Below are 21,140 nucleotides of genomic sequence, written 5' to 3'. Positions count from 1 at the left end.
ACCCGGGGGCCTCGCGTCCCCAGGCCGGGCGCGATGGTGCGCTGATGAGCATCGGGGAGGTGCTGGCCCATCTGCGCACCGAGTTCCCCGACACCACGATCTCGAAGTTGCGGTTCCTGGAGGCGGAGGGTCTGGTCGACCCGCAACGCACCGCCTCCGGGTACCGCAAGTACTCGTGGAACGACGTGGCCCGGCTGCGGTTCGTGCTGACCGCGCAGCGTGATCAGTACCTCCCGCTCCGGGTCATCCGCGAGCAGCTGGACCGGATGGAGCAGGAACCGGTGGTTCCGCAGCGACCGACGCTGGTGGCGGTCGGCACGCAGCGGGCCGCCGATCCGGCCGACACCAGGATCCCGAAGGACGACCTGGTGCAGCGGACCGGGGTCGACGAGGCGATGCTGGCCGAGCTGGAGCAGATCGGCCTGGTCGTGGCCCGCCCGCCGGGCTGGTACGACACCGACGCGGTGATCATCGTGGAGGCGGTGGTCGGCCTGACCCGGTACGGCCTGGAGGTGCGTCACCTGCGGGCGTTCCGCAACGCGGCCGATCGTGAGGTCGGCCTGTTCACCCAGCTGCTGGCGCCGCTGGCGCGTCAGCAGGATCCGGCGGCGCGGGCCCGGGCCGCCGAGACCGCTCGTGAGCTGCAGGCACTGTCGCAGCGGCTGCACGCGGCGCTGGTACGCACCGGGCTGCGCGGTGAACTGGGTCGCTGATCCGGGTTCGACCCGGTCCGTGCGGGGTATCCCGCGCGGGGCGGAGGAGGTCCGCGTGCGTGTACCGTGCAGGGTAAGGGGCGGCCGTCCGGGGGACGGCGACATCAACGAACACGGAGGCGGGCGGTGCGCGAGCTGAGCGTGGTCGGGGTCCGTGTGGAGCTGCCCAGCAACCAGCCGATCGTGTTGCTGCGGGAAGTCGACGGCGACCGGTACCTGCCGATCTGGATCGGTGCGGTGGAGGCGACCGCGATCGCCTACGAGCAGCAGGGCGTGAAGCCGGCCCGGCCGTTGACGCATGATCTGCTGCGGGACATCCTGGCGGCGCTGCAGGCGCCGCTGAAGGCGGTCGAGATCACCGAGCTGAAGGACAACGTCTTCTACGCCGACCTGCTGATCGGCGACGATGTGCGGGTGTCGGCGCGGCCCAGTGACTCGATCGCGCTGGCGTTGCGGGTCGGCGCGCCGATCCGGTGCGCCGAGCAGGTGCTGACCGAGGCCGGCATCGTCATCCCGGACGAGCAGGAGGACGAGGTCGAGAAGTTCCGGGAGTTCCTGGACCAGGTCCGCCCGGAGGACTTCGCCGGCTGAGCGGCCGTGCCGCCGTCGCTGCCCGACGGTGCTGGAAACGCCGGAAAACCGCTGAGAGTAACGGCGTGTCGGCGTGTCGCTCGTCCTAACGCGGCGTGTCGTGCCGTTACCTCCATGTTTCCCCCGGGACTGAGATATACGCTCGTGACGTCCAGGTGAACCGGCACCGCCCAGGTCGAGAGATGATGGGCAGCGGGGAGGTAGTCGCGTGCACGAGCAGCCTCTTGAGGGCCCACTCGTCGGCGAGGACGGCTCGGTCGGCTATCGCGGAGTGACGGCTTGCCAGGCGGTCGGGATCAGCTACCGCCAGCTCGACTACTGGGCGCGCACCACGCTGGTGGTCCCGAGTGTCCGGGACGCTTCCGGCTCCGGCACGTCGCGCCTCTACTCGTTCCGTGACCTGGTGGTCCTCAAGGTCGTCAAGCGCCTGCTGGACGCCGGGGTGTCGCTGCAGAACATCCGCCGCGCGATCGACACGCTGCGTTCGCACGGGGTGGAGGACCTGGCCGGGATCACGCTGATCTCGGACGGCACGACGGTGTACGAGTGCCGTTCCCCGGAGGAGGTCGTCGACCTGCTGCAGGGCGGGCAGGGGGTGTTCGGCATCGCGATCGGCGGGGCGTTCAAGGAGATCCAGGGTTCGCTGTCGCATCTGCCCGCGGAGCCGGCCGCGCCGCAGCCGGCCGGGGAACTGCCCGAGGAACCGGCGGCGGGCGACGAGCTCGCGGCCCGCCGGGCCCGGCGGCGCGCCGGGTGACCGGGATCGCACGATCGGGCCCCGGCGGCGTGCGCCGGCGACGTGCCGCCCGGTGACGAGGATGCCGCACCGGCCCCGGACGCGCGCATCACGGTCAGCGTCCGGGTGACGAGGATGCCGCACCGGCCCCGGACGCGCGCATCACGGTCAGCGTCCGGGTGAGCTGATCCGGGCCAGGGTGCTGCGGCCCAGCCGGGCCATCGCCGGGTTGCGCCGCTCGTAGTACCAGACCAGGCCCATCGACTGCACGAACGCCCAGGCCCGGCCGCGTTCCCAGGTCAGGTCGTCGCAGCCCAGCTCGGCGCGCAGCACCCGGCGGGCGGCCGGCCCCAGCAGGTGCCACGCGCACACCAGGTCCAGGGCCGGGTCGCACGGGCCCAGGCCGCCCACGTCCAGCACGCCGGTCAGGCGGTCGCCGGTGGCCAGCAGGTTGCCGGGAATCAGGTCCCGGTGGCACATCACGTCCGGGGCCTCGCGGGGCAGCTCACGCAGGCCGGCCCACAGCCGCCGCAGGGGTGGCACGTCCAGCAGGCCCTCGCTGCGGCGCAGGCAGGTCGCCATCCACTCGTCCTGCCCGCGCAGGTCGCCGCCGCGGCCGCGCCCGGCGAACGTGCGCCCCCGGGTGTCCAGGGCGCGTACGCCGTGCACGAGCTCGGCCAGGTCCCGCGCGAACACCTCCGCCGACGCGTGACTGTCCGGCGTGGTCACGGTGCCCTCCAGCCAGGTCTGCACGGCCCAGCGCCGCTCGAAACCGGGGCCCGGCTCGCCGATCGCCACCGGCTCCGGCGTGGCGAAGCGGGTCGCCCCGCACAGCTCGCGGGCCGCCGCCGCCTCGGCCACCACGTCCTCGTCCTGCAGCGGGAACCGGGCGCAGAGCCGGTCGCCGAGGCGGAACACGGCGTTGACCGTGCCCTGACCGGCGACCCGCCGTACCGGCAGCGCACGCCAGCGCGGGAACTGGGCGGCGATCAGCGAACGCGCGGTCGCCGTGCGGACCGTCACGGGAGCACGCCGTAGCGGCGGGTGGCGGACGGATCCCGGGGGGCGGCCCCGGCCAGCTCGTCGGCGAGCTCGGCGACCAGCCGCTGCCCGACGCCCGGGCAGGAGCCGCCGACGGTGGGGGTGGAGTCCCGGGCGGCCAGCGTGCGCGGCAGGTCCGCGCCGTCGATCAGCGGCCGCATCATGACCGGGGCGTCGGCCGGGGAATCGGCGCCGTGCAGTACCGGGACCAGCGGCAGCCGCTCGGCGCCGCTCCAGTCCGGCGGCGTCAGCACGGTGTCGGCCACCTCGGCGCCGGCGATCGCGCTGACCGGCGTGCCGCGTGTCAGATTCGTCCGCATCAGGCGGATCTTTCCAGCCGCCCGCGATCGGCGGCCAGCTATTTACCCCCGGCCGCCGGGCCCGCCCCGGGCATCGGGTGGCCCGCGCCGGGCCGGTTCGCCGGTCCGCCGACGGTAGGATTGCGGACCCGGCGGCGCGAGGAGGGCGGGTGTGGAACGGGCGTTCGTTCTCCTCAAACCCGACTGCCTGAGTACGGGCCGGCGCCCGGCCGTGGAAGCCGCGGCCGCCGCCGAGGGGTTGGCCGTCGTGTGCCGTCATCCGGTCGCGTTGACCCCGTCCGACGTGCGCCTGCTCTGGTCGGAGTACACCGATGGTGGCCACGCGCTGATGCGCGCCTTCCTCGACCGCTACCTGTGTGGCGGTGTCTCGGAGGTGCTGCTGCTGCGCGGGCCGGACGCGTTCGAGGCGGCCCGGCGGGTCAAACGCGCCATCCGGTCGCGGTACGCCAACGGCCCCTTCGCCAACCTGGTGCACACCGCCGAGCGGCGCGGCGAGCTGGCCCGGCAGGCCAACCACCTGCTCGGCCGCTGCCCGGCGTGCGCCGAGCCGTTCGCCTGCGACGAGCCGCCGGTGACCCCGCCGCGCCCCGCCGGCCGTGACTTCCGCCGCGACGCCGACCTGCCCGGCCTGGTCGAGTCGCTGTGGCCGGTCGTGCAGGCCACCGACCCGCCCCCGCCGGCGCCGCACCGGCTCGACACCCGGCCCCCGGCCGCCGCGGTGTACCTGGGCGCCGACCGCGCCCAGTCGCTGGACTCCGCGGTGACCGCGGTGTGGTCGGCGCTGCCCGGAGTGGCGCTGGCGCGGGCGGTGACGCTGATGCTCCACGCCGGCCGGGTGGGCGGTTACCCGATCGCGGTGGGCGGCAGCCGGGCGGTGCAGCGTAGCCACCGCACGCTGCGGGCGCACGGCATCACCGCCTGCGGCATCGGCCCCGCCCCGCGCTCCTGATCCCGGCGGCCGCGCGGCCCCGGCGACCGTTCGGACGCCGACCACTTCGGCCTGGACCGGTACGGCAAGCTGACCGTCGGCATGACCGAGGCGCGGCTCCACCCTGGGCGAGGTGCAGACGGCGTACCGGGGCGCAGACGGTCCGCAACGACTACCGCGTCGCGGTGCCCGGCGACGACGGCTGGACCCTGCTGTTCGAGCTGGCCGGCGGCAAGGTCGCCCACATGTCGCTGGGCAAGACTCAGTAGAGTGTCGCGACATGTACCGCGCGGTTCCGGCCCAGGTCGATTTTCCCGCCCTCGACCAGGAGGTGCTGCGCTTCTGGCGTGAGCACGACATCTTCGGGCGCAGCCTGCGGCAGTCCGCGGGCCGCCCGGAGTGGGTGTTCTACGAGGGGCCGCCGACCGCGAACGGGATGCCCGGCGCGCACCATATCGAGGCGCGCGTCTTCAAGGACGTCTTCCCGCGCTACCGGACGATGAAGGGCTACCACGTGGCCCGCAAGGCCGGGTGGGACTGCCACGGGCTGCCGGTCGAGCTGGCCGTGGAGAAGGAGCTGGGGTTCACCGGCAAGCAGGACATCGAGGCGTACGGCGTCGCCGAGTTCAACGCGCGCTGCCGCGAGTCGGTGACCCGGCACACCGACGCGTTCGCCGCGCTGACCGAGCGCATGGGTTACTGGGTGGATCTCGGCGACGCGTACCGGACCATGGACCCGGAGTACATCGACTCGGTGTGGTGGTCGCTGCGACAGATCTTCGACAGGGGCCTGCTGGTCGAGGACTTCCGGGTGGCCCCGTGGTGTCCGCGCGACCAGACCACCCTCTCCGACCACGAGCTCGACCAGGGTTACGAGATCGATGTGGACCCGTCGGTCTACGTCCGCTTCCCGCTCACCTCCGGCCCGCTGGCCGGGACCACGTCGCTGCTGGTGTGGACCACCACCCCGTGGACCCTGGTATCGAACACGGCCGTCGCGGTGCACCCGTCGGTGACGTACGTGGTGGTGACCGACGGCGTCGAGCGGCTGATCGTGGCCGAGTCGCTGATCCCGCCGGGCTGGACGCCGACCGGGGAGTCGTGGACCGGCCGCCAGCTGGAGCGGTGGACGTACCGGCCGCCGTTCGACCTGGTCGAGGTGCCGGACGCGCACATCGTGATCCTGGCCGACTACGTCACCACCGACAGCGGCACCGGCCTGGTGCACCAGGCGCCCGCGTTCGGCGCCGACGACCTGGCCAGCTGTCGGGCCTACGGGCTGCCGATGGTCAACCCGGTGCGTCCCGACGGCACGTTCGAGCCGGGGGTGGATCTGGTCGGCGGGCTGTTCTTCCGCGACGCCAACGAGCCGCTGGTGCAGCGGCTGCGCGCCACCGGCCTGCTGTTGCGGCACGAGCCGTACGAGCACAAATATCCGCACTGCTGGCGCTGCCACACCGCGCTGATCTACTACGCGCAGCCGTCGTGGTACGTGCGGACCACCGCGGTGCGCGACGCGCTGCTACGGGAGAACGAGCGGACGAACTGGCAGCCGGCGAACGTCAAGCACGGCCGGTTCGGCGACTGGCTGACCAACAACGTCGACTGGGCGCTGTCGCGCAACCGGTACTGGGGGACGCCGCTGCCGATCTGGCGCTGTCCCGAGGGGCATCTGACCTGCGTCGGCTCCCGCGCGGAGCTGGGCCGGCTGGCCGGGCGGGACCTGTCCGGGCTGGACCCGCACCGGCCGTTCATCGACGCGGTCGAGTTCGCGTGCCCGCGGTGCGCGCGGACGGCCACCCGGGTCCCGGAGGTGATCGACGCCTGGTACGACTCGGGCTCCATGCCGTTCGCCCAGTTCGGCTATCCGGCCCGCAATCGTGAGCTGTTCGACCGCCGCTTCCCCGCCCAGTTCATCGCCGAGGCGATCGATCAGACGCGCGGCTGGTTCTACACCCTGATGGCGGTCGGCACGCTGGTGTTCGACCGGGCGCCGTACCAGAACGTGGTCTGCCTGGGCCACATCCTGGCCGAGGACGGCCGCAAGATGTCCAAGCACCTCGGCAACATCCTTGAGCCGGTCCCGCTGATGGACCGGCACGGCGCCGACGCGGTGCGCTGGTACATGGCGGCCGTCGGCTCGCCGTGGTCGGCCCGGCGGGTCGGTCACGCGGCATTGCAGGAGGTCGTGCGCAAGGTGCTGCTGACGTACTGGAACACCGTCGCGTTCCAGGCGCTCTACGGTCGTACCGCGAAGTGGACGCCGACCGGGGCGGACCCGGCGCCGGCCGAGCGGACCGCGCTGGACCGCTGGGTTCTTTCGGAGCTGCAGCAGCTGGTCGCCCGGGTGGACGCGGCCCTGGCCGCGTTCGACCCGCACGAGACCGGCAAGCTGATCGCCGCCTTCATCGACGATCTTTCCAACTGGTACGTCCGTCGCAGCCGCCGCCGGTTCTGGCGCGGTGACCCGGCCGCGCTCGCCACGCTGCACGAGGCACTACGGACGGTGACGTTGCTGATGGCGCCGATCACGCCGTTCGTCACCGAGCGGGTCTGGCGGGACCTCGTCGTCGCGGTCGAGACGCAGGCGCCGCCGTCGGTGCATCTGGCCGCGTTCCCGCAGCCGGACCCGGCCCTGGTCGATCCCGTGCTGTCGGAGCGGATGGCGAAGGCGCGGCGGCTGGTCGAGCTGGGTCGCGCCGCGCGCGCCGAGTCCGGTCTCAAGATCCGCCAGCCGCTGTCGCGGGCCCTGGTCTCCGGCGCCGGGGACCTGCCCGCTGAGCTGATGGCGGAGATCGCGGCGGAGCTCAACGTGCACGAGGTGCAGCCGCTGGCCGGCTCGTTGGTGGACACCACGGCCAAGGCCAACTTCCGCGCTCTGGGCAAGCGGTTCGGCAAGGCGGTCCAGCAGGTGGCGGCGGCGATCCAGGCGGCCGACGCGGCCGATCTCAAGAACCGGTTGCGCACCGCCGGAGCCGCCTCGGTGACCGTCGGCGACCAGGAGGTCGTCCTCGTCCCGGAGGAGGTGGTGATCACCGAGACACCGCGCGCGGGCTGGGCGGTCGCCTCGGACGCCGGCGCGACGCTGGCACTGGACCTGCGGCTGACGCCGGAGCTGCGCCGCGCCGGGCTGGCCCGGGAGGCGGTCCGGCAGATCCAGGAGGCGCGCAAGTCCAGCGGCCTGGCGGTCTCCGACCGGATCCGGTTGCGGTACGGCGCCGCCTCCCCGGAGTTGGCTCTGGCCCTGGCCGAGCACGGTGAGCTGGTCGCCGACGAGGTGCTGGCCACCGATGTCGCCGAAGGCGGCCCGGACTGGGCCGATGCCAGCCCGGTCACCGACGAGTCGATCGGCCTGACCTTCTGGCTCACGCGCGCGTGACCGAGCCGATTCGCACGGTCGAGCGGGTCACGCAGCTGGTCGCGTTCAGCCTCCGGTGATCCCGGTCCCCGCGCCACGGGGGGCGCGGGGACCGGGAGCCTCTCAGGCCCGGTCGGGCACCGGCTGCTTCGTCCTCTCGCCGGTGGTCACGGCGGGATCGGCGCGCCGGTTGCGGATCAGCGCGTCGATCGACCAGGGACCGGCCCCGAGGGACGCGATGACCAGGAACGACCAGGCGTACAGGGCCGAGGGGACCCCGCCGTTCTCGATCGGCGTCAGCCCTTCGGGCTGGTGCACGACGAAGTAGGCGTAGGCCATCGACCCGGAGGCCAGGATCGCGGCCGGGCGGGTGAACAGGCCGAGCAGCACGAGTGCGCCGCAGCTGAGCTGGATCAGGGCGGCGTACCAGTTCGGCCAGGTGCCGACCGCGATCGATTCGCCGGTGCCGCGGTTGCCGCCGAGCACGCCGAACAGGCCGGCGAGACCGTGGCAGGCGAACAGCAGGCCGACGGCGATGCGGAACAGCGGCCAGATGACGTTGGCGAAGCGGGGGGTTGACAATAGACGCTCCTCTGCATAAAAACGGACAACTGTCGGTTCACACTAGAGGCTGGGCACCGGCTGACTCCATTCATGTCCATAAATTTTGTTTAAAAGATTTCGCAAATGGTCGGGCACCGGGCCCCACCCCGGCTGCCCGGCCCGCGGTTCGTCGCGCCCGCCACCCGGGCCCATGCGCTGGCCCGGTGGCCGCCGCCCGATCCGGCCGGCGCACTTGACGTGAAGCGGGGTCGAGGTAGGAGGCTGTGGCGGTGAACGTCACTGCTTACCTCGACCGGATCGGCGTCCCTCGGCCGGCCGCCGCGGACGCCGCCACGCTGCGTGCGCTGCATCGCGCCCACCAGACCGCCGTGCCGTTCGAGAACCTCGCCATCCATCTCGGCGAGCGGATCTCCCTCGACCCGGACGATCTTTTCGACAAGGTGGTGCGGCGCCGCCGGGGTGGGTTCTGTTACGAGCTTAACGGCCTGTTCGCGGTCCTGCTGGAGGAACTCGGTTACGCCGTGACCCGGGTCGGCGCGCGGGTGTACGGCGAGCACCGGCTGGGCCCGCCGTTCGACCACCTCGCGCTGCTGGTGTCGGCCGGCCGGGACGGCACGTGGCTGGTGGACGTCGGCTTCGGTCGGCACAGCTCCTACCCGCTGCGGCTGGCCGACCGGGGCGAGCAGCCGGACCCCGGTGGCCGGTTCCGGCTGGCCGACGCGGACGGCGGCGACCTGGACGTGCTGCGCGACGGCGAGCCGCAGTACCGGATCGAGCGCACGCCCCGGCAGCTGTCCGACTTCGCGCCGACCTGCTGGTGGCAGCAGACCTGGCCGGGATCGCACTTCCGGCGCAACCCGGTCTGCACCCGCCTCGACGGCGACGACCGGGTGACGGTGAGCGGACGCACCCTCATCCGCACGTCCGGCTCGGCGCGCGCCGAGACCGCGCTCGCCTCGGACGAGCAGGTGCTCAGCGCGTACCGGGTGCACTTCGGGATCGAGCTGGACCGCGTCCCGTCACCCCCGCAGGAGTGACGCCGGACCTCGGGGCCCCGGCTGGCGGTCCACGGCGGCGCTCGGCAAGCTGTGCTCATGGAACACGTGCCGGTGGTCATCGTCGGGGCCGGGCCGACCGGGCTCACCGCCGCGCTCATGCTGGCCCGGCGGGGCATCGGCTGCGTGGTCCTGGACCGGTTCGCGCAGCCGTACCCACTGCCTCGCGCGGTGCACTTCGACGACGAGGTGTTCCGCATCTTCGCGGGTCTCGGACTGGCCGGCGAGCTGGCCCGGATCTCCCGGCCGGCGCCCGGCATGCAGCTGGTCGACCCGGGACTGCGGGTGCTCGCCGAGTTCACCCGCGATCCGGTCGGCCCGCACGGGTTCCCACAGGCCAACATGTTCCACCAACCCGACCTGGAACGGCTGCTGCGGGCCCGGCTGGCCCGGCTGCCGGCCGCCGCCATCCGCGGCGGGATTTCCGTGTACGACGTGGAGCAGCCGCCGTCCGGGCCGGTGTGTGTCCGGTATCGATCAGCTGACTCCGGTGCCGAGGGCGAGGTGTGGGCGGACGCGGTGCTCGGCTGCGACGGCGCCAACAGCGTGGTCCGCTCGTCGATCGGCGCGCTCTGGGAGGATCTCGGCTTCCAGCAGCGGTGGCTGGTGGTGGACGCGGTGTCGGCGGTGCCGCTGCCGGCGTACGACGGGGTGCAGCAGGTGTGCGACCCGCGGCGGGCGGCCACCTTCATGATGGTCACGCCCGGGCGGTACCGATGGGAGTTCCGGCTGGACGCCGGGCCGGCGCCGGAGGTGCTGCCGCGGATCCGGCCGTGGCTGGGCGGGACGGACCCCGGTGCGCTGAGCATCCAGCGGCAGGCGGAGTACACGTTCCGCGGGGCGGTCGCCGAGCGGTGGCAGGACCGGCGGGTGTTCCTGCTCGGCGACGCGGCCCACCTGACCCCGCCGTTCATCGGGCAGGGCATGTGCGCCGGGATCCGGGACGCGGCCAACCTGACCTGGAAACTGGCGATGGTGCTGGACGGGCGGGCGGACGAACGGCTGCTGGCGACGTACGAGAGCGAGCGCCGGCCGTACGCGAAAACCATGATCCGGATGGCGATGCTGATCGGCTGGGTGATGACCGGCGGCAGCCGGCGTTCCGCGCCGCTGCGTCGCGCGATGTTACGGACAGTGACCAAACTGCCCGGTGTGGAGCGACGCGCGACGACGGTGGCCTGGCCCGCCCTCGGCCGAGGGCCGCTGGTCGGGCGCGGCGGCGGCCGGCTCTGCCCGGCCGACCTGGAGCCGCGCCTGGGCGACGGGTTCACGCTGACCGACCCGGGCACGCCGCGGGCGCTGCTGATCCGCCCGGACCGGATCGTGGCGGCCGCCGGCCGGCACGCCGACCCCGGGCTGCCGGCCGCCGCCGGTGTCGCGATTTCCGGCCTGTGAGCTGCTGAAACTATTTTTTGTCGTACCGCTGGGATACAACTACCTCCACTTGAGAGCTGAGGGAGGACTGGTTGTGACAAGCGACGGCGCCGCCTACGAGCGGCGTAGCTCAGCGCCCGTCATCACACCGGTGGGGACACGGAAACTGGCCAAGGTGCCGTTCGTCGAGCTGGCCGACGGCCGTCTGCAGGGAGTCGTCTCCAGCGGCTCCGACATCGAGCGTGTCTACGTCTCCTCAATCACAGCGGGTGACCACGGGTTGAGCTGCCACACCAACAACAACCGGCCGTGCGGCGGGCTCGCCGGCGGGTCGTCGGCCTGCAACCACCTGCGCGCGCTGGCCGACGCCGCCGTCGCGCAGTACGGTCCGGTCCGCGTCGCGCGGTACCTGAAGGCCGAGCCGGCGCAGGACGGTGACGACCTCTGGGCCGGCCTGCACCCCACCACCGCGCCGAACCGGGCCGCCGAGGTGTTCAGCGGTTTCCTGCGCCACCTGGCCTACCTCGAGGTCGAGCCGAGCACCGACCCGTTGCCCGAGTTGCACTGGTTCCCGGCGGCCGGGGCGGTGCGCTGATGCTCGCCGACACCCTGCGCACCCCGCCGGACGGGCTCGCCGAGGCGCTCGCCCTGGTCGACGGCCTGGACGACGCGCTCGTGGCCGGCCTGGCCCGGATCGACGAGGAGCGTGCCGCCGCCCTCGACGGCCTCGGCCACGCCTTCGCCGGGTCGCCGCTGGCCGGCCGGGTCGCCGACGCGATCGGCAAGATCGTCGCCGGCACGGTCACCGACGAGCACCTGGCCGCCCTGGCCGGGGCCCGCCTCGCACTGCTCGGCGCCGCGCACGACGCGCTGCAGGCCGGCCTCGACGCCGCGCTCGGCCGGACCCGTGACCCGTGGACGGCGCCGCCCCTCGTGACCGATTCCGGTCAACTGCTTGCGGGGAGCCGGTCCTGGCTGCGCGAGCTGGCCATCGCCGGCTGGCGCGGGGTCGATCACGACCTGGCCGGCGGCGCCGCGCAGGCGGTGCAGGCGCTGCTCGCCCAGCCGGCCGGTCGCCGGCTCGCGGTGCTGCTCGACGGGTTCGCCGCCGAGCTGCGGGCCGCCGCGCCGGTGGCCACCCTGCCGCGGGTGCCGGTGCGCCGCTGGGCCGATCTGTGGTCGCGTGCCCTGCTGCTGTCCCAGGACGGCCGGCCCGGTGCGGCGAGCACCCCGGTCGACGGCCGGCTGGTGATCCTCGGCGTGGACCTGCACGAGCATCCGACCGCCTTCCGGGCGCAGGCGCACGCGCTGCTGGAGACGCCCGGCGGCGCGGTCCGCCTGGTGCGCGCCAGCGTGGCCGCGGCCAAGGTGGACACCATCAGCGGCCCGGCCGCGTGGCGGATGCTGTCCGCCTTCCCGATCTTTCGTGGCGTGCTGGCCGAGCACCGCACCGTGGAGGTGTCCGGCATGGCGCTCACCCCCGCCGGCGACCTGATCTGGGACGAGTCGCGGGCCGCCGCCGGCGGGCCCGCCGACCCGTTCACCACGGCCCGGGTGCGCCTCGGCGCGGCGTCCGCGTCCCCGGTCGCGCCGCTGGACCGGCACCCCGGCGTGCTGGCCGAGCCGGTCCTGCTGGAGGGCTACACCCATGCCGGGCAGGGCTTCGACCTGGGCGGCGGCGTGACGCTGCCGCTGGATCTGGACCGGCTGCCGGCGGCCGGTCCGCTGACCCCGCAGCTGGTCGCCGCCTCCACGGCGTGCCTGGGGCTGCTGCGGTGGGACGGCCGCTGGCTGCTGCAACCGCTCGCGGTGCAGGCGGTGGTGAAGCGCAAGCCGGTCACCGTGCACGCTGGGGACTGGGCGCTCGGCCCCACCGACGCCAAGGCGGCCAAGGCCGAGGCGGCCGCGGGCACGGCGGTCGACGTGCTGCGCGAGCGCGCGGGAAGGTTGCTGCGCAAATGAGCGACTCTCCCGACGTGGCCGCCGCCGAGACGCGGCGGCAGGTCCTCTACTGGCGCCTGCTGGCCCGGCTCTTCGACCCGGAGGAGCAGGCCGCGCTGGAGTCCGGCAGCATGGCGATCGTCGGCGACCTGGGACTGCCCGCCGCACTGCTGGATCCGGCCGTCTCGGTGGACACCGTGGTGCAGCGGTTCCCGCAGCTGGAGGCCGAGTTCGACGGCCTGATGACCGGCGGGTCCGCCGCCGACGACGACCGGGAGGGGGCCGTCCGGCGCGCCGCGCTGGTCTCCAAGCTGCTGCTCAACGTGTTCGCCACCGGCTCCGGCAGTGTGACCGCCGAGCAGCTGCAGCGGTGGCAGGGCGACGCCGGCTGGTTCGAGCGCTCGACGGGCTGCCAGCCCGGACAGCTGCGCGGCCGGGGCGCCGGCAACGACTCCTCCGGCCTCGGCGGCGTGCTGGCCGGGATCGAGGGCGACCTGGTCAGCCGGATGCGGCTGCGGGAGGTGCTCGCCGACAACCGCCTGGCACGGCAGCTCACGCCGAGCATGTCGCTGATCGAGCAGCTGCTGCGCGACAAGGACAACCTCGACGGCGTCGCCCTGGCCAACGCCAAGGCGCTGATCCGCCGGTTCGTCGACGAGGTGGCCGAGGTGCTGCGTACCCAGGTCGCCCAGGCCAGCGCCGGCACCATCGACCGCTCCGTGCCGCCGAAACGGATCTTCCGGAACCTCGACCTGGACCGCACGATCTGGAAGAACCTGCCGAACTGGAGCCCGGAGGACGAACGGCTCTACGTCGACCGGCTGTACTACCGGCAGACCGCGAAACGGATCGAGCCGGCCCGGCTGATCGTGGTGGTGGACCAGTCCGGGTCGATGGTCGACGCGATGGTCAACTGCACCATCCTCGCCTCGATCTTCGCCGGCCTGCCCAAGGTCGACGTGCACCTGATCGCCTACGACACCCGCGCCCTGGACCTCACCCCCTGGGTGCACGACCCGTTCGAGGTGCTGTTGCACACCCACCTCGGCGGCGGCACCGACGGCACGGTCGCGCTCGACCTGGCCCGCCCCAAGATCACCGACCCGCGGAACACCGTGGTCGTCTGGATCTCGGACTTCTACGAGTGGCAGGAGCAGGCGGTCTTCACCGGTATGCAGGCCATCCACCGCTCCGGCGCCAGATTCATCCCGGTCGGCTCGGTCAGCAGCGGCGGCCACCAGAGCGTCAACCCGTGGTTCCGCCAGCGCTTCAAGGACCAGGGCACGCCGGTCCTGTCCGGACACATCAAGAAGCTCGTCACCGAGCTCAAGAACTTCCTCGTCTGATACCCATCCAAGGAGACTTCCCGCAATGAGTGACATGCTGCGCGCCCCCGCCGAGGTCAAGTACGCCGAGGAGCTGGACTGGCTGGAGTCGGTCGACGACGGCCCGAAGCCGTTCTCCTGGCGGCTGAGCCCGAAGATGGTGCGGCTGTTCATCCTGGGCTCGGAGCGCGCCGACGGCCTGGACCGGGAGATCCCGCAGAAGTGGTTCGGCGACCGCAGCTTCGTCGAGCGGGCCATCGTCACCCTCGCCTCCGACCGCGGCCTGCTGCTGATCGGCGACCCCGGCACCGGCAAGAGCTGGCTGGCCGAGCTGCTCTCCGCCGCGATCAGCCGCAACTCCACGCTGGTCGTGCAGGGCACCGCCGGCACCACCGAGGACCACATCAAGTACTCGTGGAACGTCTCGATGGTGATCGCCAAGGGGCAGTCGCGCGCCTCGATGATCCCGTCGCCGATCATGACGGCGATGGAGGGCGGCGTGATCGGCCGCTTCGAGGAGCTCACCCGGGCCACCAGCGACGTGCAGGACGCGCTGATCTCGATCCTGTCCGAGAAGTACGTGTCGATCCCGGAGCTGGACGACGACAACATCGTCTTCGCCAAGCCGGGCTTCAGCATCATCGCCACCGCCAACAGCCGCGACCGCGGCGTCAACGACCTGTCCTCGGCGCTCAAGCGGCGGTTCAACTTCGTGCGCATCCCGGTGGTGACCAACCGCAAGAGCGAGGCGGAGATCGTCCGGTTCCGCACCGAGGAGCTGCTGCGCCGGCACCACATCGAGCTGGAGGTGCCGCCCACCCTGCTCGACGTGCTGCTGCAGAGCTTCGCCGACCTGCGTGCCGCCTCCGCGTCGGCGACCAGCGACGACGAGCGGCTGGAGTCGGCGCTGTCGACCGCCGAGCAGATCGGCGTCCTGGAGGACGCCATCCTGCACAGCAACTTCTTCGGCGCGAGCACGCTGACCGCCGAGACCCTGGCCGGGTCGCTGGTCGGCTCGCTGGCCCGGCGCAGCCCGGAGGACCTGGCCATCCTCAACAAGTACTGGCACGGGGTGATCGAGCCGCGCAGCAGGGAGCAGAGCGGCGAGTGGGACGGGTTCCTGGCCGGTGGCCGCCAGGCGATTGCGACCCTGTCGTGACACCGCCCTTCGACGCGCTGCGCACGCAGCTGCTCGGCGCGGCCGAGGCGCTGGCCGGGGGTCCGGCCGCGCTGCCGGAGATCCTCGCCGGCATGGTCGACGACGTGGACCACGCGCTGCGTGAGCCGCTGGAGATCTTCCCGGTCTGCCACCACTCGCCGGCCTCCGCGCTGGCCATGCTGCGCCGGCTGCGGGAGAAACAACCCAAGGTCGTCTACCTGGAACTCTGCGAGGACCTCCAGCCGCTGCTGACCGAGCTGCGCAACTGCCGGCTGCCGGTGGCGCTGCAGGCCTTCGCCTCCGAGCTGGACGGGTTCCCGAAGGAGGCCGCGCCGCTCTCGGTGATCGCGCCGATCACCGAGGCGTCCGCGGAGTACCAGGCGATCTCGTACGCCCTGGACACCCCCGGGGTCGAGCTGGTCCTGGTCGACCGGTCCACCGACCACGTCTTCCAGTGGCAACCCGACGCGTCCCCGGCCGCGACGGAGGAGCCGGAGGACGACCTGCACGGTGACGCGGTGGGTGTGGAGATCGGCGACCTGCGGCCGCGCTTCGCCGAACTGGAGGAGCACCTGCTGCGCCACGGCCGGGTCCGGCACTGGTCGGAGTGGTGGGACCAGTACGTCGAGCAGCCCCTGGCCGGCGCCGACCACGAGACGTACCGCCAGGTCATGGTGTTGATCGGCAGCCTGTTCCGGCGGCTGGCCCCGCACGACAGACGGTACGCCCGCGACGAGGACCGGGAACGGTACATGTGGACCCGGATCCGCCGGCATCTGGTCGCCACCGGCACCGACCCGGCCGACTGCCTGTACATCTGCGGCGCCTTCCACGCGGCCAGCCGGGTCACGGAAGCCGGCTCCGACCCGGCCACGCCCGACTTCGACATCACCCCGCGCACCGCCACCACCTGGCTGTACGGCCTGATCCCGTCCAGCCACTCGGCGATCGAGGCGCAGTTCGCCCTGGCGCCCGGCTCGGTGTCGATCGCCGCCGCCACCTGGCAGAAACAGCTCGGCCGGTTCCGGCTCACCCCGTTCCGGCTGGACGGGCAGAAGGGCGGCAGACAGCGGGCGGGCAAGGCGCTGCCGGCCCCGTCCGGCACGAGCGGCCCGGTCACCGACCACCTCAGCGGCTACCTCGCCGGTCCGCCCGCCCTCGACGGGCTCGACGAGGAGGAACTCCGCGGCTGGTGCGTCGACATCGTGCGGCTCGCCCGCCGCAACGGGTACCTCGCCAGCACCGCCGACGCGATCGCGGTCTTCGAGACGTCCCTGCTGCTCGCCGGGATGCGCGGGCGGGCGCGGCCGACACCGTACGACTTCCAGGACGCCGCGGTCACCTGCATCGAGAAGGACGCCGTGCCCGGCCGCCGGGACGTGCGGCGCCTCTGCGAGATCCTGCTCGGCGGCGACCGGATCGGCCAGGTCGGCTACGCCGCCCTGCCACCCCTGGCCCGCGACGTCTACGACCGGCTCGCCCCGCTCGGGCTGAACCTGGAGCAGCGCAGCATCCAGCGCGCCCTGCTCGACCTGGCCGCCCGGCCCGAGCTGGTCGGGTGCTCACAGCTGCTCTGGATGCTGCGCTACCTGCTGCCCGACCAGGCGGTCCGGCCCATCATGGGCAGCCGCCGGCTCGGCGAGAAACCCATCCAGGAGAGCTGGGACCTCGATCTGGGCCGCCACCAGCGCACCATCATCGAGCTCGGCTACGAGGGCGTCACCGTCGAGCAGGTCCTGGAGCAGCGGCTGCGCCGGGACGCGTGGGATCCCAAAGCCACCGCCGCGACCGCGCTCAAGGCGGTCGAGCACTCCATGCTGTTCCTGCAGAGCCCCCGGCTCACCGACGAGCTCGGCCTGCGCGCCGTCGAACTGCTCGCCGCCGAACGCACCGTCGACGACGCGCCGGCCGTCCTGCGGCGGATCCGGCGACTGCTCGCGCACCACCGCGCCACCACGCCGGTGCTGCCGTCCTGGTGCGAGCGGTTCGTCACCGAGGGGTACGCGCACTACTGCACCCTGCTGCCGACCGCCTTCGTCGACGAGGACACCGGGGCGCGGCAGGTCGGGGCGATGCTGGGTTTCCTGTTCAGCATGGAAAGCCTGGCGCTGTCACTCGGCTGCGACCGTACCCAGCTGGAGATCGCCGTCCGGCAGTCCCACCCGGAGGCCCCCGCCAAGATCGCCCTGCTCTGGGCGGCCCGCAACCAGCTCGGCGACCTGCCGCTGGCGCAACTCCGCGAGCGGGTCGACGGGCTGCTCGGCAATCCGCTCGTCGTGCCGGCGTTCCCGCAGTACGTCAGCGGCTTCGTGCAGGCCCTCGACCCGGTGCCGAGGCTGGCCCCGTTCGTCGTGGAGACGCTGTCGAAGGCGTTCGGGCGGCTGCCGGACCCGGTGCTGCTGCCCTGGCTGCCCCACCTGATCACCACGCTGAAGCAGCAGGCGGCGGAGCTGGTGCCGGTCCTCACCCGGGAGGCCGGGCGCACCTTCCCCGGCGCGCTCGCCGCGATCGATTCATGGACCCCACCGTGGCTGGCCCGCAAGACCGCGCCCGCCGGCCTCCCCGCCCGGACCGGGGCCGGCTCCTCGGCGCAGGCCGCCGGCCTCCCGCTGGAGGCCGTGCCGGTCGCCGCGTTCCTGGCCCGGCATCCGGCCGGCGCCGACGCGGTGGCCGACATGCTGGGATGCCCGGGGGAGTGGGCGGTGCTCCCGGACGTTCCGGTGGCACAACACGGCGGGGCGGCGACGGTGTTGCTGGCCGCCTTCCCCGGCGCCGCTGAGGCGGTCGCGGCTCTGGTCGGCCCCTGAGCCGGTCGGTGACGCGCTGTCCGGAGCGTTGCGGGAAGCTCCGGACAGCCCGTCACGGGTTTGCCCGGCTCGTGCCGGCCGCGCGGGTTCGATGGCCGGCGCTGGTTGCCGGGCTTACGGTGACGGCGTTGTCGGGAAGGCTTACGGTGACGGCGTTGTCGGGAAGTCGTTCGGCTCCGCTCCCGCGCAGGATGAGACGTCCTCTCAGCAATCAGTTCATCACGCCCGCCGACCGACCAGCTCCTGCGACGCCTCACACAGTTCGCCGGCCTGTCCGCCTTTCCGCGCCGGCAGGTGCGATCGCGGAATCGCCCTGCGCAGCAGGCCACCGCGTCGGACGCTATGGGTTCGGACGCTATTACGTCTCCGAGTGATCCACCCACGTCTGTACCTTCACTGAGCGACCTGACGGCTCTGTTCCGCACGCGGGTCCGCACGTCGACGTCGTGCTCGGCGGCCGCGGCGCCGGCGGTGTCCAGGCCTGCGTCGGCGGCGAGGCGGGCGGCGGTGACCTGGTGGTAGCCGTCAGGGCATCTGGTTGAGCCAGGTCGCGATGGTGGTGCCGATGGTGACGGGGTCGTCTTCGATGAGGAAGTGCCCGCCGGGGACGGTCAGGTGGGTTTGGTCGGGCCAGCTTTTGGCGATGTCGCGGTGGCTGGGGAACATGGCGCCAGGGTTGGCTTCGATGAAGAGTTTCGGGATGTCTGCGGTGGCGAGCCAGGTCGCGTATCGGGTGATGATGTTGTGCACGTCGGCTGGTTCGCCTCCGATCGGGATCTCGCGGGCCCAGGTCAGGGTGGGTCGGCGCGATTCGCCGGGCTCAAGGTAGGGGCGCCGGTACACGGCCATTTCGGCCTCTGTCAGCCGGCGGAGCGTTTCGGTCGGCAGGACTCGCTCGATGAAGAAATTGTCCTGCAACACCATCTTTTCCCCGGCATCGGAACGGAGCGCTTGGAAGGTGGCGATGGCTTGCTCCGGCCAGTCGTCCCATGAACTGATGGGTGCGACAAACGCTTCCATATAGGCGATCCCACGGATCTGATCGGGGTGCCGGCAGGCCCAGTCAAAGCCCAGCGTCGACCCCCAATCGTGCAGTACCAGGGTGACTTTGTCGTGCAGGCCGAGGGCGTCCAGGAACGCGTCGAGATACTCCCTGTGCTCGATGAACCGGTATGAGCCGGGACCACTGTTGGGGAGCTTGTCCGAAGCGCCCATCCCGATCAAATCGGGTGCGATGCACTTTCCCAGCCCGGTCAGATGTGGGATCACGTTCCGCCACTGATAGGACGAGGACGGGTTACCGTGGAGGAACACGATCGGGTTCCCGGCGCCTTCTTCGACGTATGCCATCTGCAGCCCGTTCACGGTAATATGGTGTTTCGGGCATCGCTCCGCGGCTGAGATCATTCCGACTCCTCATCAGATATCCGACCGGGCTATGCCCGGGTGGCGTGAACATCGCCTCCCGCGGGATTTATGGTCTCCGGTCGAGGCGTCCCAGCCGGCCTCGATCAGGTGGGTGACATACGTGCGGCCTGTGTCCGCACACAATCATGTGCGACCGCGTCACGTAGCGCCAGCAGTGGGCCGGTGACGGGTTCGGGGACCGGCGTTGGCGGGTCGCGCAGCCGGAGCAGGACGTTCGGAGCCGGTGGTGTCGATGTCGTCGATGGTCAGGCGCAGGATGCGGCCGAGCGGTCGGGCGTAGAGAAGCAGCAGGATCGCGGCGACGCGGGCGCGGAGCTCGCCGGTGTCGCCGGTGATCAGCTTGCGGAGTGGTCCGATGCGCCGGTGCTGGGCTACCTCACGCCCAACAAGGTCAGTACGGCGGTGTGGTAGATGGCCTGTACCAGGGGGATCGAGGCGATCTCGATGCGTTCGTCGGTGCCGTGCAGTCCGTCGTAGTTGACTCCGAGGCCGGCCGTTGCCGGCACGTTGTGACCGGCCAGGTAGTTGCCGATGTTCGATGGCCCGGCCACCTTCGGTTGCACGGTGAGGCCGAGCTGGGCTGCGCCCGTCATCAGTACCGAGGGCAGCGGATGGTCGTCGGTGAGCGCGTAGGGCGGCCAGCGGGTCACGGTCTCGATGACGGTGGGTCCGGTGTCCGGCCATTCGCTGTCGACGTGGGCGGCGAGCTGGTGGAGCAGCAGGTGAGCATCTCGGTCGCCGAACTTGGTGGTGGTGCGTATGTCGATGTTGACGGTGCACAGGTCGGGGGTGGTGGAGTAGCCCTGCCCCCCGTTGACGGCGGTCACTGTGGCTCGCGGCCCCATCGGGAACCGATCGTCGGGGCCGCCGAGGGACTGACCGGCGAGCGCCCATACGAGGTGTGCCGCCTTCTCGATGGCGTTGGGGGTTCGGCGGCTGCCGCCGGAGTGCGACCCGACGCCGTGTACGTGCAGACGCGCCCGGTGGACGCCGCGGCCTCCGACGACGAGTTTGTCGATGCCGGGATAGCCGATCATCACGCCGATCACGTCGGTAGGCGCGTCCGGTCCCTCGAAGTAGCGTTTCGCGCCGGCGAAGCCGCCGGTGTGCTCGTCGAGATCGAACAGCAGCACGAGCCGGCCGTGTATGGCGTGGCGCTGGGCGGCCAGGCGGACCGCCAGGTGGCAGAAGATCGCAACGGCGGCCTTGGAATCCGCGGCGCCACGGCCGTAGAGCCAGCCGTCGCGTTCCACCGGGGTGGCCGGCGGATGCGACCAGGCGTTTTCGTCGCCGAACGGGGCGGTGTCCAGGCACGCGTCAAGGACGAGGCGGGGGCCGGGGTGGCCGCCGGTGATCTCGCAGACGACCGCGGCTTCGGTGCCGTCCTCGGCGTGCAGGACGTACGGGTCGAGGTGTCGGGCGCGCAGCCAGCCGGTCACCACGTCGACGACGGGGCCGTAGGGGTCGATGCCGCCGCGGCTGGGCACGGCCACGAGGTCGCGGATGAGGCGCAGCGCGGAGGAGGCGTCGTCGTGGGCAGCGGCCAGGAGGGCTCGCTGGTCTGTCACCTCGGCGGTGGCCACGGGCAGGCTCCCTTCGCTCATGGTGTCAGCCGCGGCGGACGCAGCACCGGGAGGTCGCGCAGCGGCCGCGGATCCTCCAGACGGTGCGCGGCGGCTAGAGCTGCCGCTGAGGACGCAGCCCTCGCCCCGGGGCGAACCGAAATAGGGCTCGGCTGACCCGGTCGCGACCAATTCTGGTCAGGTCAGATCAAACGCACTCTCGTCGGCACGAGCGCGC

Annotated in this window: 18 protein-coding genes; 13 read left to right on the top strand and 5 right to left on the bottom strand. The window is 72.3% G+C overall.

The window, feature by feature from the left end; all coding sequences use genetic code 11:
* Window positions 1-44: 44 nt before the first annotated feature.
* The 3 genes from ftsR to ACTEI_RS20815 all read left to right on the top strand — a co-directional run bounded on the left by ftsR (window position 45) and on the right by ACTEI_RS20815 (window position 2,061).
* Window positions 45-713, top strand: coding sequence for a transcriptional regulator FtsR (ftsR, locus tag ACTEI_RS20825; protein WP_239082437.1), 669 nt, complete (start codon window positions 45-47; stop codon window positions 711-713).
* A gap of 126 nt (window positions 714-839) precedes the next feature.
* Window positions 840-1,304 (top strand): bifunctional nuclease family protein, encoded by a 465-nt coding sequence (locus ACTEI_RS20820; protein ID WP_122979180.1) that lies wholly within the window; start codon window positions 840-842, stop codon window positions 1,302-1,304.
* 208 nt (window positions 1,305-1,512) lie between these two features.
* Window positions 1,513-2,061, top strand: coding sequence for a MerR family transcriptional regulator (locus tag ACTEI_RS20815; RefSeq protein WP_122979179.1), 549 nt, complete (start codon window positions 1,513-1,515; stop codon window positions 2,059-2,061).
* Between the two features lie 147 nt (window positions 2,062-2,208).
* Here the strand turns inward: ACTEI_RS20815 and ACTEI_RS38505 are convergent, their stop codons facing one another.
* Window positions 2,209-3,063 carry a phosphotransferase gene (locus ACTEI_RS38505; RefSeq protein WP_122979178.1) on the bottom strand — a complete coding sequence of 285 codons (855 nt, stop codon included), beginning with the start codon at window positions 3,061-3,063 and terminating at the stop codon, window positions 2,209-2,211.
* The gene (locus tag ACTEI_RS38500; protein ID WP_122979177.1) at window positions 3,060-3,401 is read right to left on the bottom strand and encodes a hypothetical protein; all 342 of its coding nucleotides are present in this window, start codon (window positions 3,399-3,401) and stop codon (window positions 3,060-3,062) included. Before ACTEI_RS38500 ends, ACTEI_RS38505 begins: the two co-directional genes overlap by 4 nt.
* Before the next feature lie 151 nt (window positions 3,402-3,552).
* Between ACTEI_RS38500 and ACTEI_RS20800 the strand changes: the two genes are divergently transcribed.
* Window positions 3,553-4,350 carry a hypothetical protein gene (locus tag ACTEI_RS20800; protein ID WP_145831005.1) on the top strand — a complete coding sequence of 266 codons (798 nt, stop codon included), beginning with the start codon at window positions 3,553-3,555 and terminating at the stop codon, window positions 4,348-4,350.
* A gap of 259 nt (window positions 4,351-4,609) precedes the next feature.
* Window positions 4,610-7,708, top strand: coding sequence for an isoleucine--tRNA ligase (gene ileS / locus ACTEI_RS20795; RefSeq protein WP_122979175.1), 3,099 nt, complete (start codon window positions 4,610-4,612; stop codon window positions 7,706-7,708).
* 102 nt (window positions 7,709-7,810) lie between these two features.
* Here ileS and ACTEI_RS20790 read toward each other — a convergent pair whose 3' ends face one another.
* Window positions 7,811-8,269: a DoxX family protein gene (locus ACTEI_RS20790; RefSeq protein ID WP_122979174.1), complete on the bottom strand. Its 459-nt coding sequence runs from the start codon at window positions 8,267-8,269 to the stop codon at window positions 7,811-7,813.
* Window positions 8,270-8,520: 251 nt separating this feature from the next.
* On the opposite strand from ACTEI_RS20790, the gene ACTEI_RS20785 reads away from it, so the two are divergent.
* The 7 genes from ACTEI_RS20785 (at window position 8,521) to ACTEI_RS20755 (ending at window position 17,912) form a co-directional block, all read left to right on the top strand.
* Window positions 8,521-9,288 carry an arylamine N-acetyltransferase family protein gene (locus ACTEI_RS20785; RefSeq protein WP_122982296.1) on the top strand — a complete coding sequence of 256 codons (768 nt, stop codon included), beginning with the start codon at window positions 8,521-8,523 and terminating at the stop codon, window positions 9,286-9,288.
* Window positions 9,289-9,345: 57 nt separating this feature from the next.
* Window positions 9,346-10,701, top strand: coding sequence for a bifunctional 3-(3-hydroxy-phenyl)propionate/3-hydroxycinnamic acid hydroxylase (locus ACTEI_RS20780; protein ID WP_122979173.1), 1,356 nt, complete (start codon window positions 9,346-9,348; stop codon window positions 10,699-10,701).
* 73 nt (window positions 10,702-10,774) lie between these two features.
* Complete coding sequence (locus tag ACTEI_RS20775) at window positions 10,775-11,275, top strand: hypothetical protein (protein ID WP_122979172.1); 501 nt, start codon at window positions 10,775-10,777, stop codon at window positions 11,273-11,275.
* Complete coding sequence (locus ACTEI_RS20770) at window positions 11,275-12,642, top strand: hypothetical protein (protein WP_122979171.1); 1,368 nt, start codon at window positions 11,275-11,277, stop codon at window positions 12,640-12,642. The genes ACTEI_RS20775 and ACTEI_RS20770 overlap by 1 nt, the downstream gene beginning before the upstream one ends.
* Window positions 12,639-13,967, top strand: coding sequence for a vWA domain-containing protein (locus ACTEI_RS20765; RefSeq protein WP_122979170.1), 1,329 nt, complete (start codon window positions 12,639-12,641; stop codon window positions 13,965-13,967). The genes ACTEI_RS20770 and ACTEI_RS20765 overlap by 4 nt, the downstream gene beginning before the upstream one ends.
* Before the next feature lie 25 nt (window positions 13,968-13,992).
* Complete coding sequence (locus tag ACTEI_RS20760; protein WP_122979169.1) at window positions 13,993-15,105, top strand: ATP-binding protein; 1,113 nt, start codon at window positions 13,993-13,995, stop codon at window positions 15,103-15,105.
* A complete protein-coding gene (locus ACTEI_RS20755; RefSeq protein WP_122979168.1) occupies window positions 15,102-17,912 on the top strand; it encodes a DUF5682 family protein in 2,811 nt (936 codons plus the stop codon). Before ACTEI_RS20760 ends, ACTEI_RS20755 begins: the two co-directional genes overlap by 4 nt.
* A 525-nt stretch (window positions 17,913-18,437) precedes the next feature.
* On the opposite strand, the gene ACTEI_RS20750 is transcribed toward ACTEI_RS20755, so the two are convergent.
* Window positions 18,438-19,319, bottom strand: coding sequence for a haloalkane dehalogenase (locus ACTEI_RS20750; protein WP_122979167.1), 882 nt, complete (start codon window positions 19,317-19,319; stop codon window positions 18,438-18,440).
* Window positions 19,320-19,502: 183 nt separating this feature from the next.
* On the opposite strand from ACTEI_RS20750, the gene ACTEI_RS37195 reads away from it, so the two are divergent.
* Window positions 19,503-19,751 carry a hypothetical protein gene (locus tag ACTEI_RS37195; protein WP_164466031.1) on the top strand — a complete coding sequence of 83 codons (249 nt, stop codon included), beginning with the start codon at window positions 19,503-19,505 and terminating at the stop codon, window positions 19,749-19,751.
* Here the strand turns inward: ACTEI_RS37195 and ACTEI_RS20740 are convergent.
* Complete coding sequence (locus tag ACTEI_RS20740) at window positions 19,712-20,923, bottom strand: M20 family metallopeptidase (protein ID WP_239082438.1); 1,212 nt, start codon at window positions 20,921-20,923, stop codon at window positions 19,712-19,714. The two genes, ACTEI_RS37195 and ACTEI_RS20740, sit on opposite strands and share 40 nt — an antisense overlap.
* Between the last annotated feature and the right edge of the window lie 217 nt (window positions 20,924-21,140).

This window comes from Actinoplanes teichomyceticus ATCC 31121 (genome assembly GCF_003711105.1).
In the GTDB taxonomy this organism is placed as follows: Bacteria; Actinomycetota; Actinomycetes; order Mycobacteriales; family Micromonosporaceae; genus Actinoplanes; species Actinoplanes teichomyceticus.
This window is presented reverse-complemented; position numbering and strand designations above follow the sequence as displayed.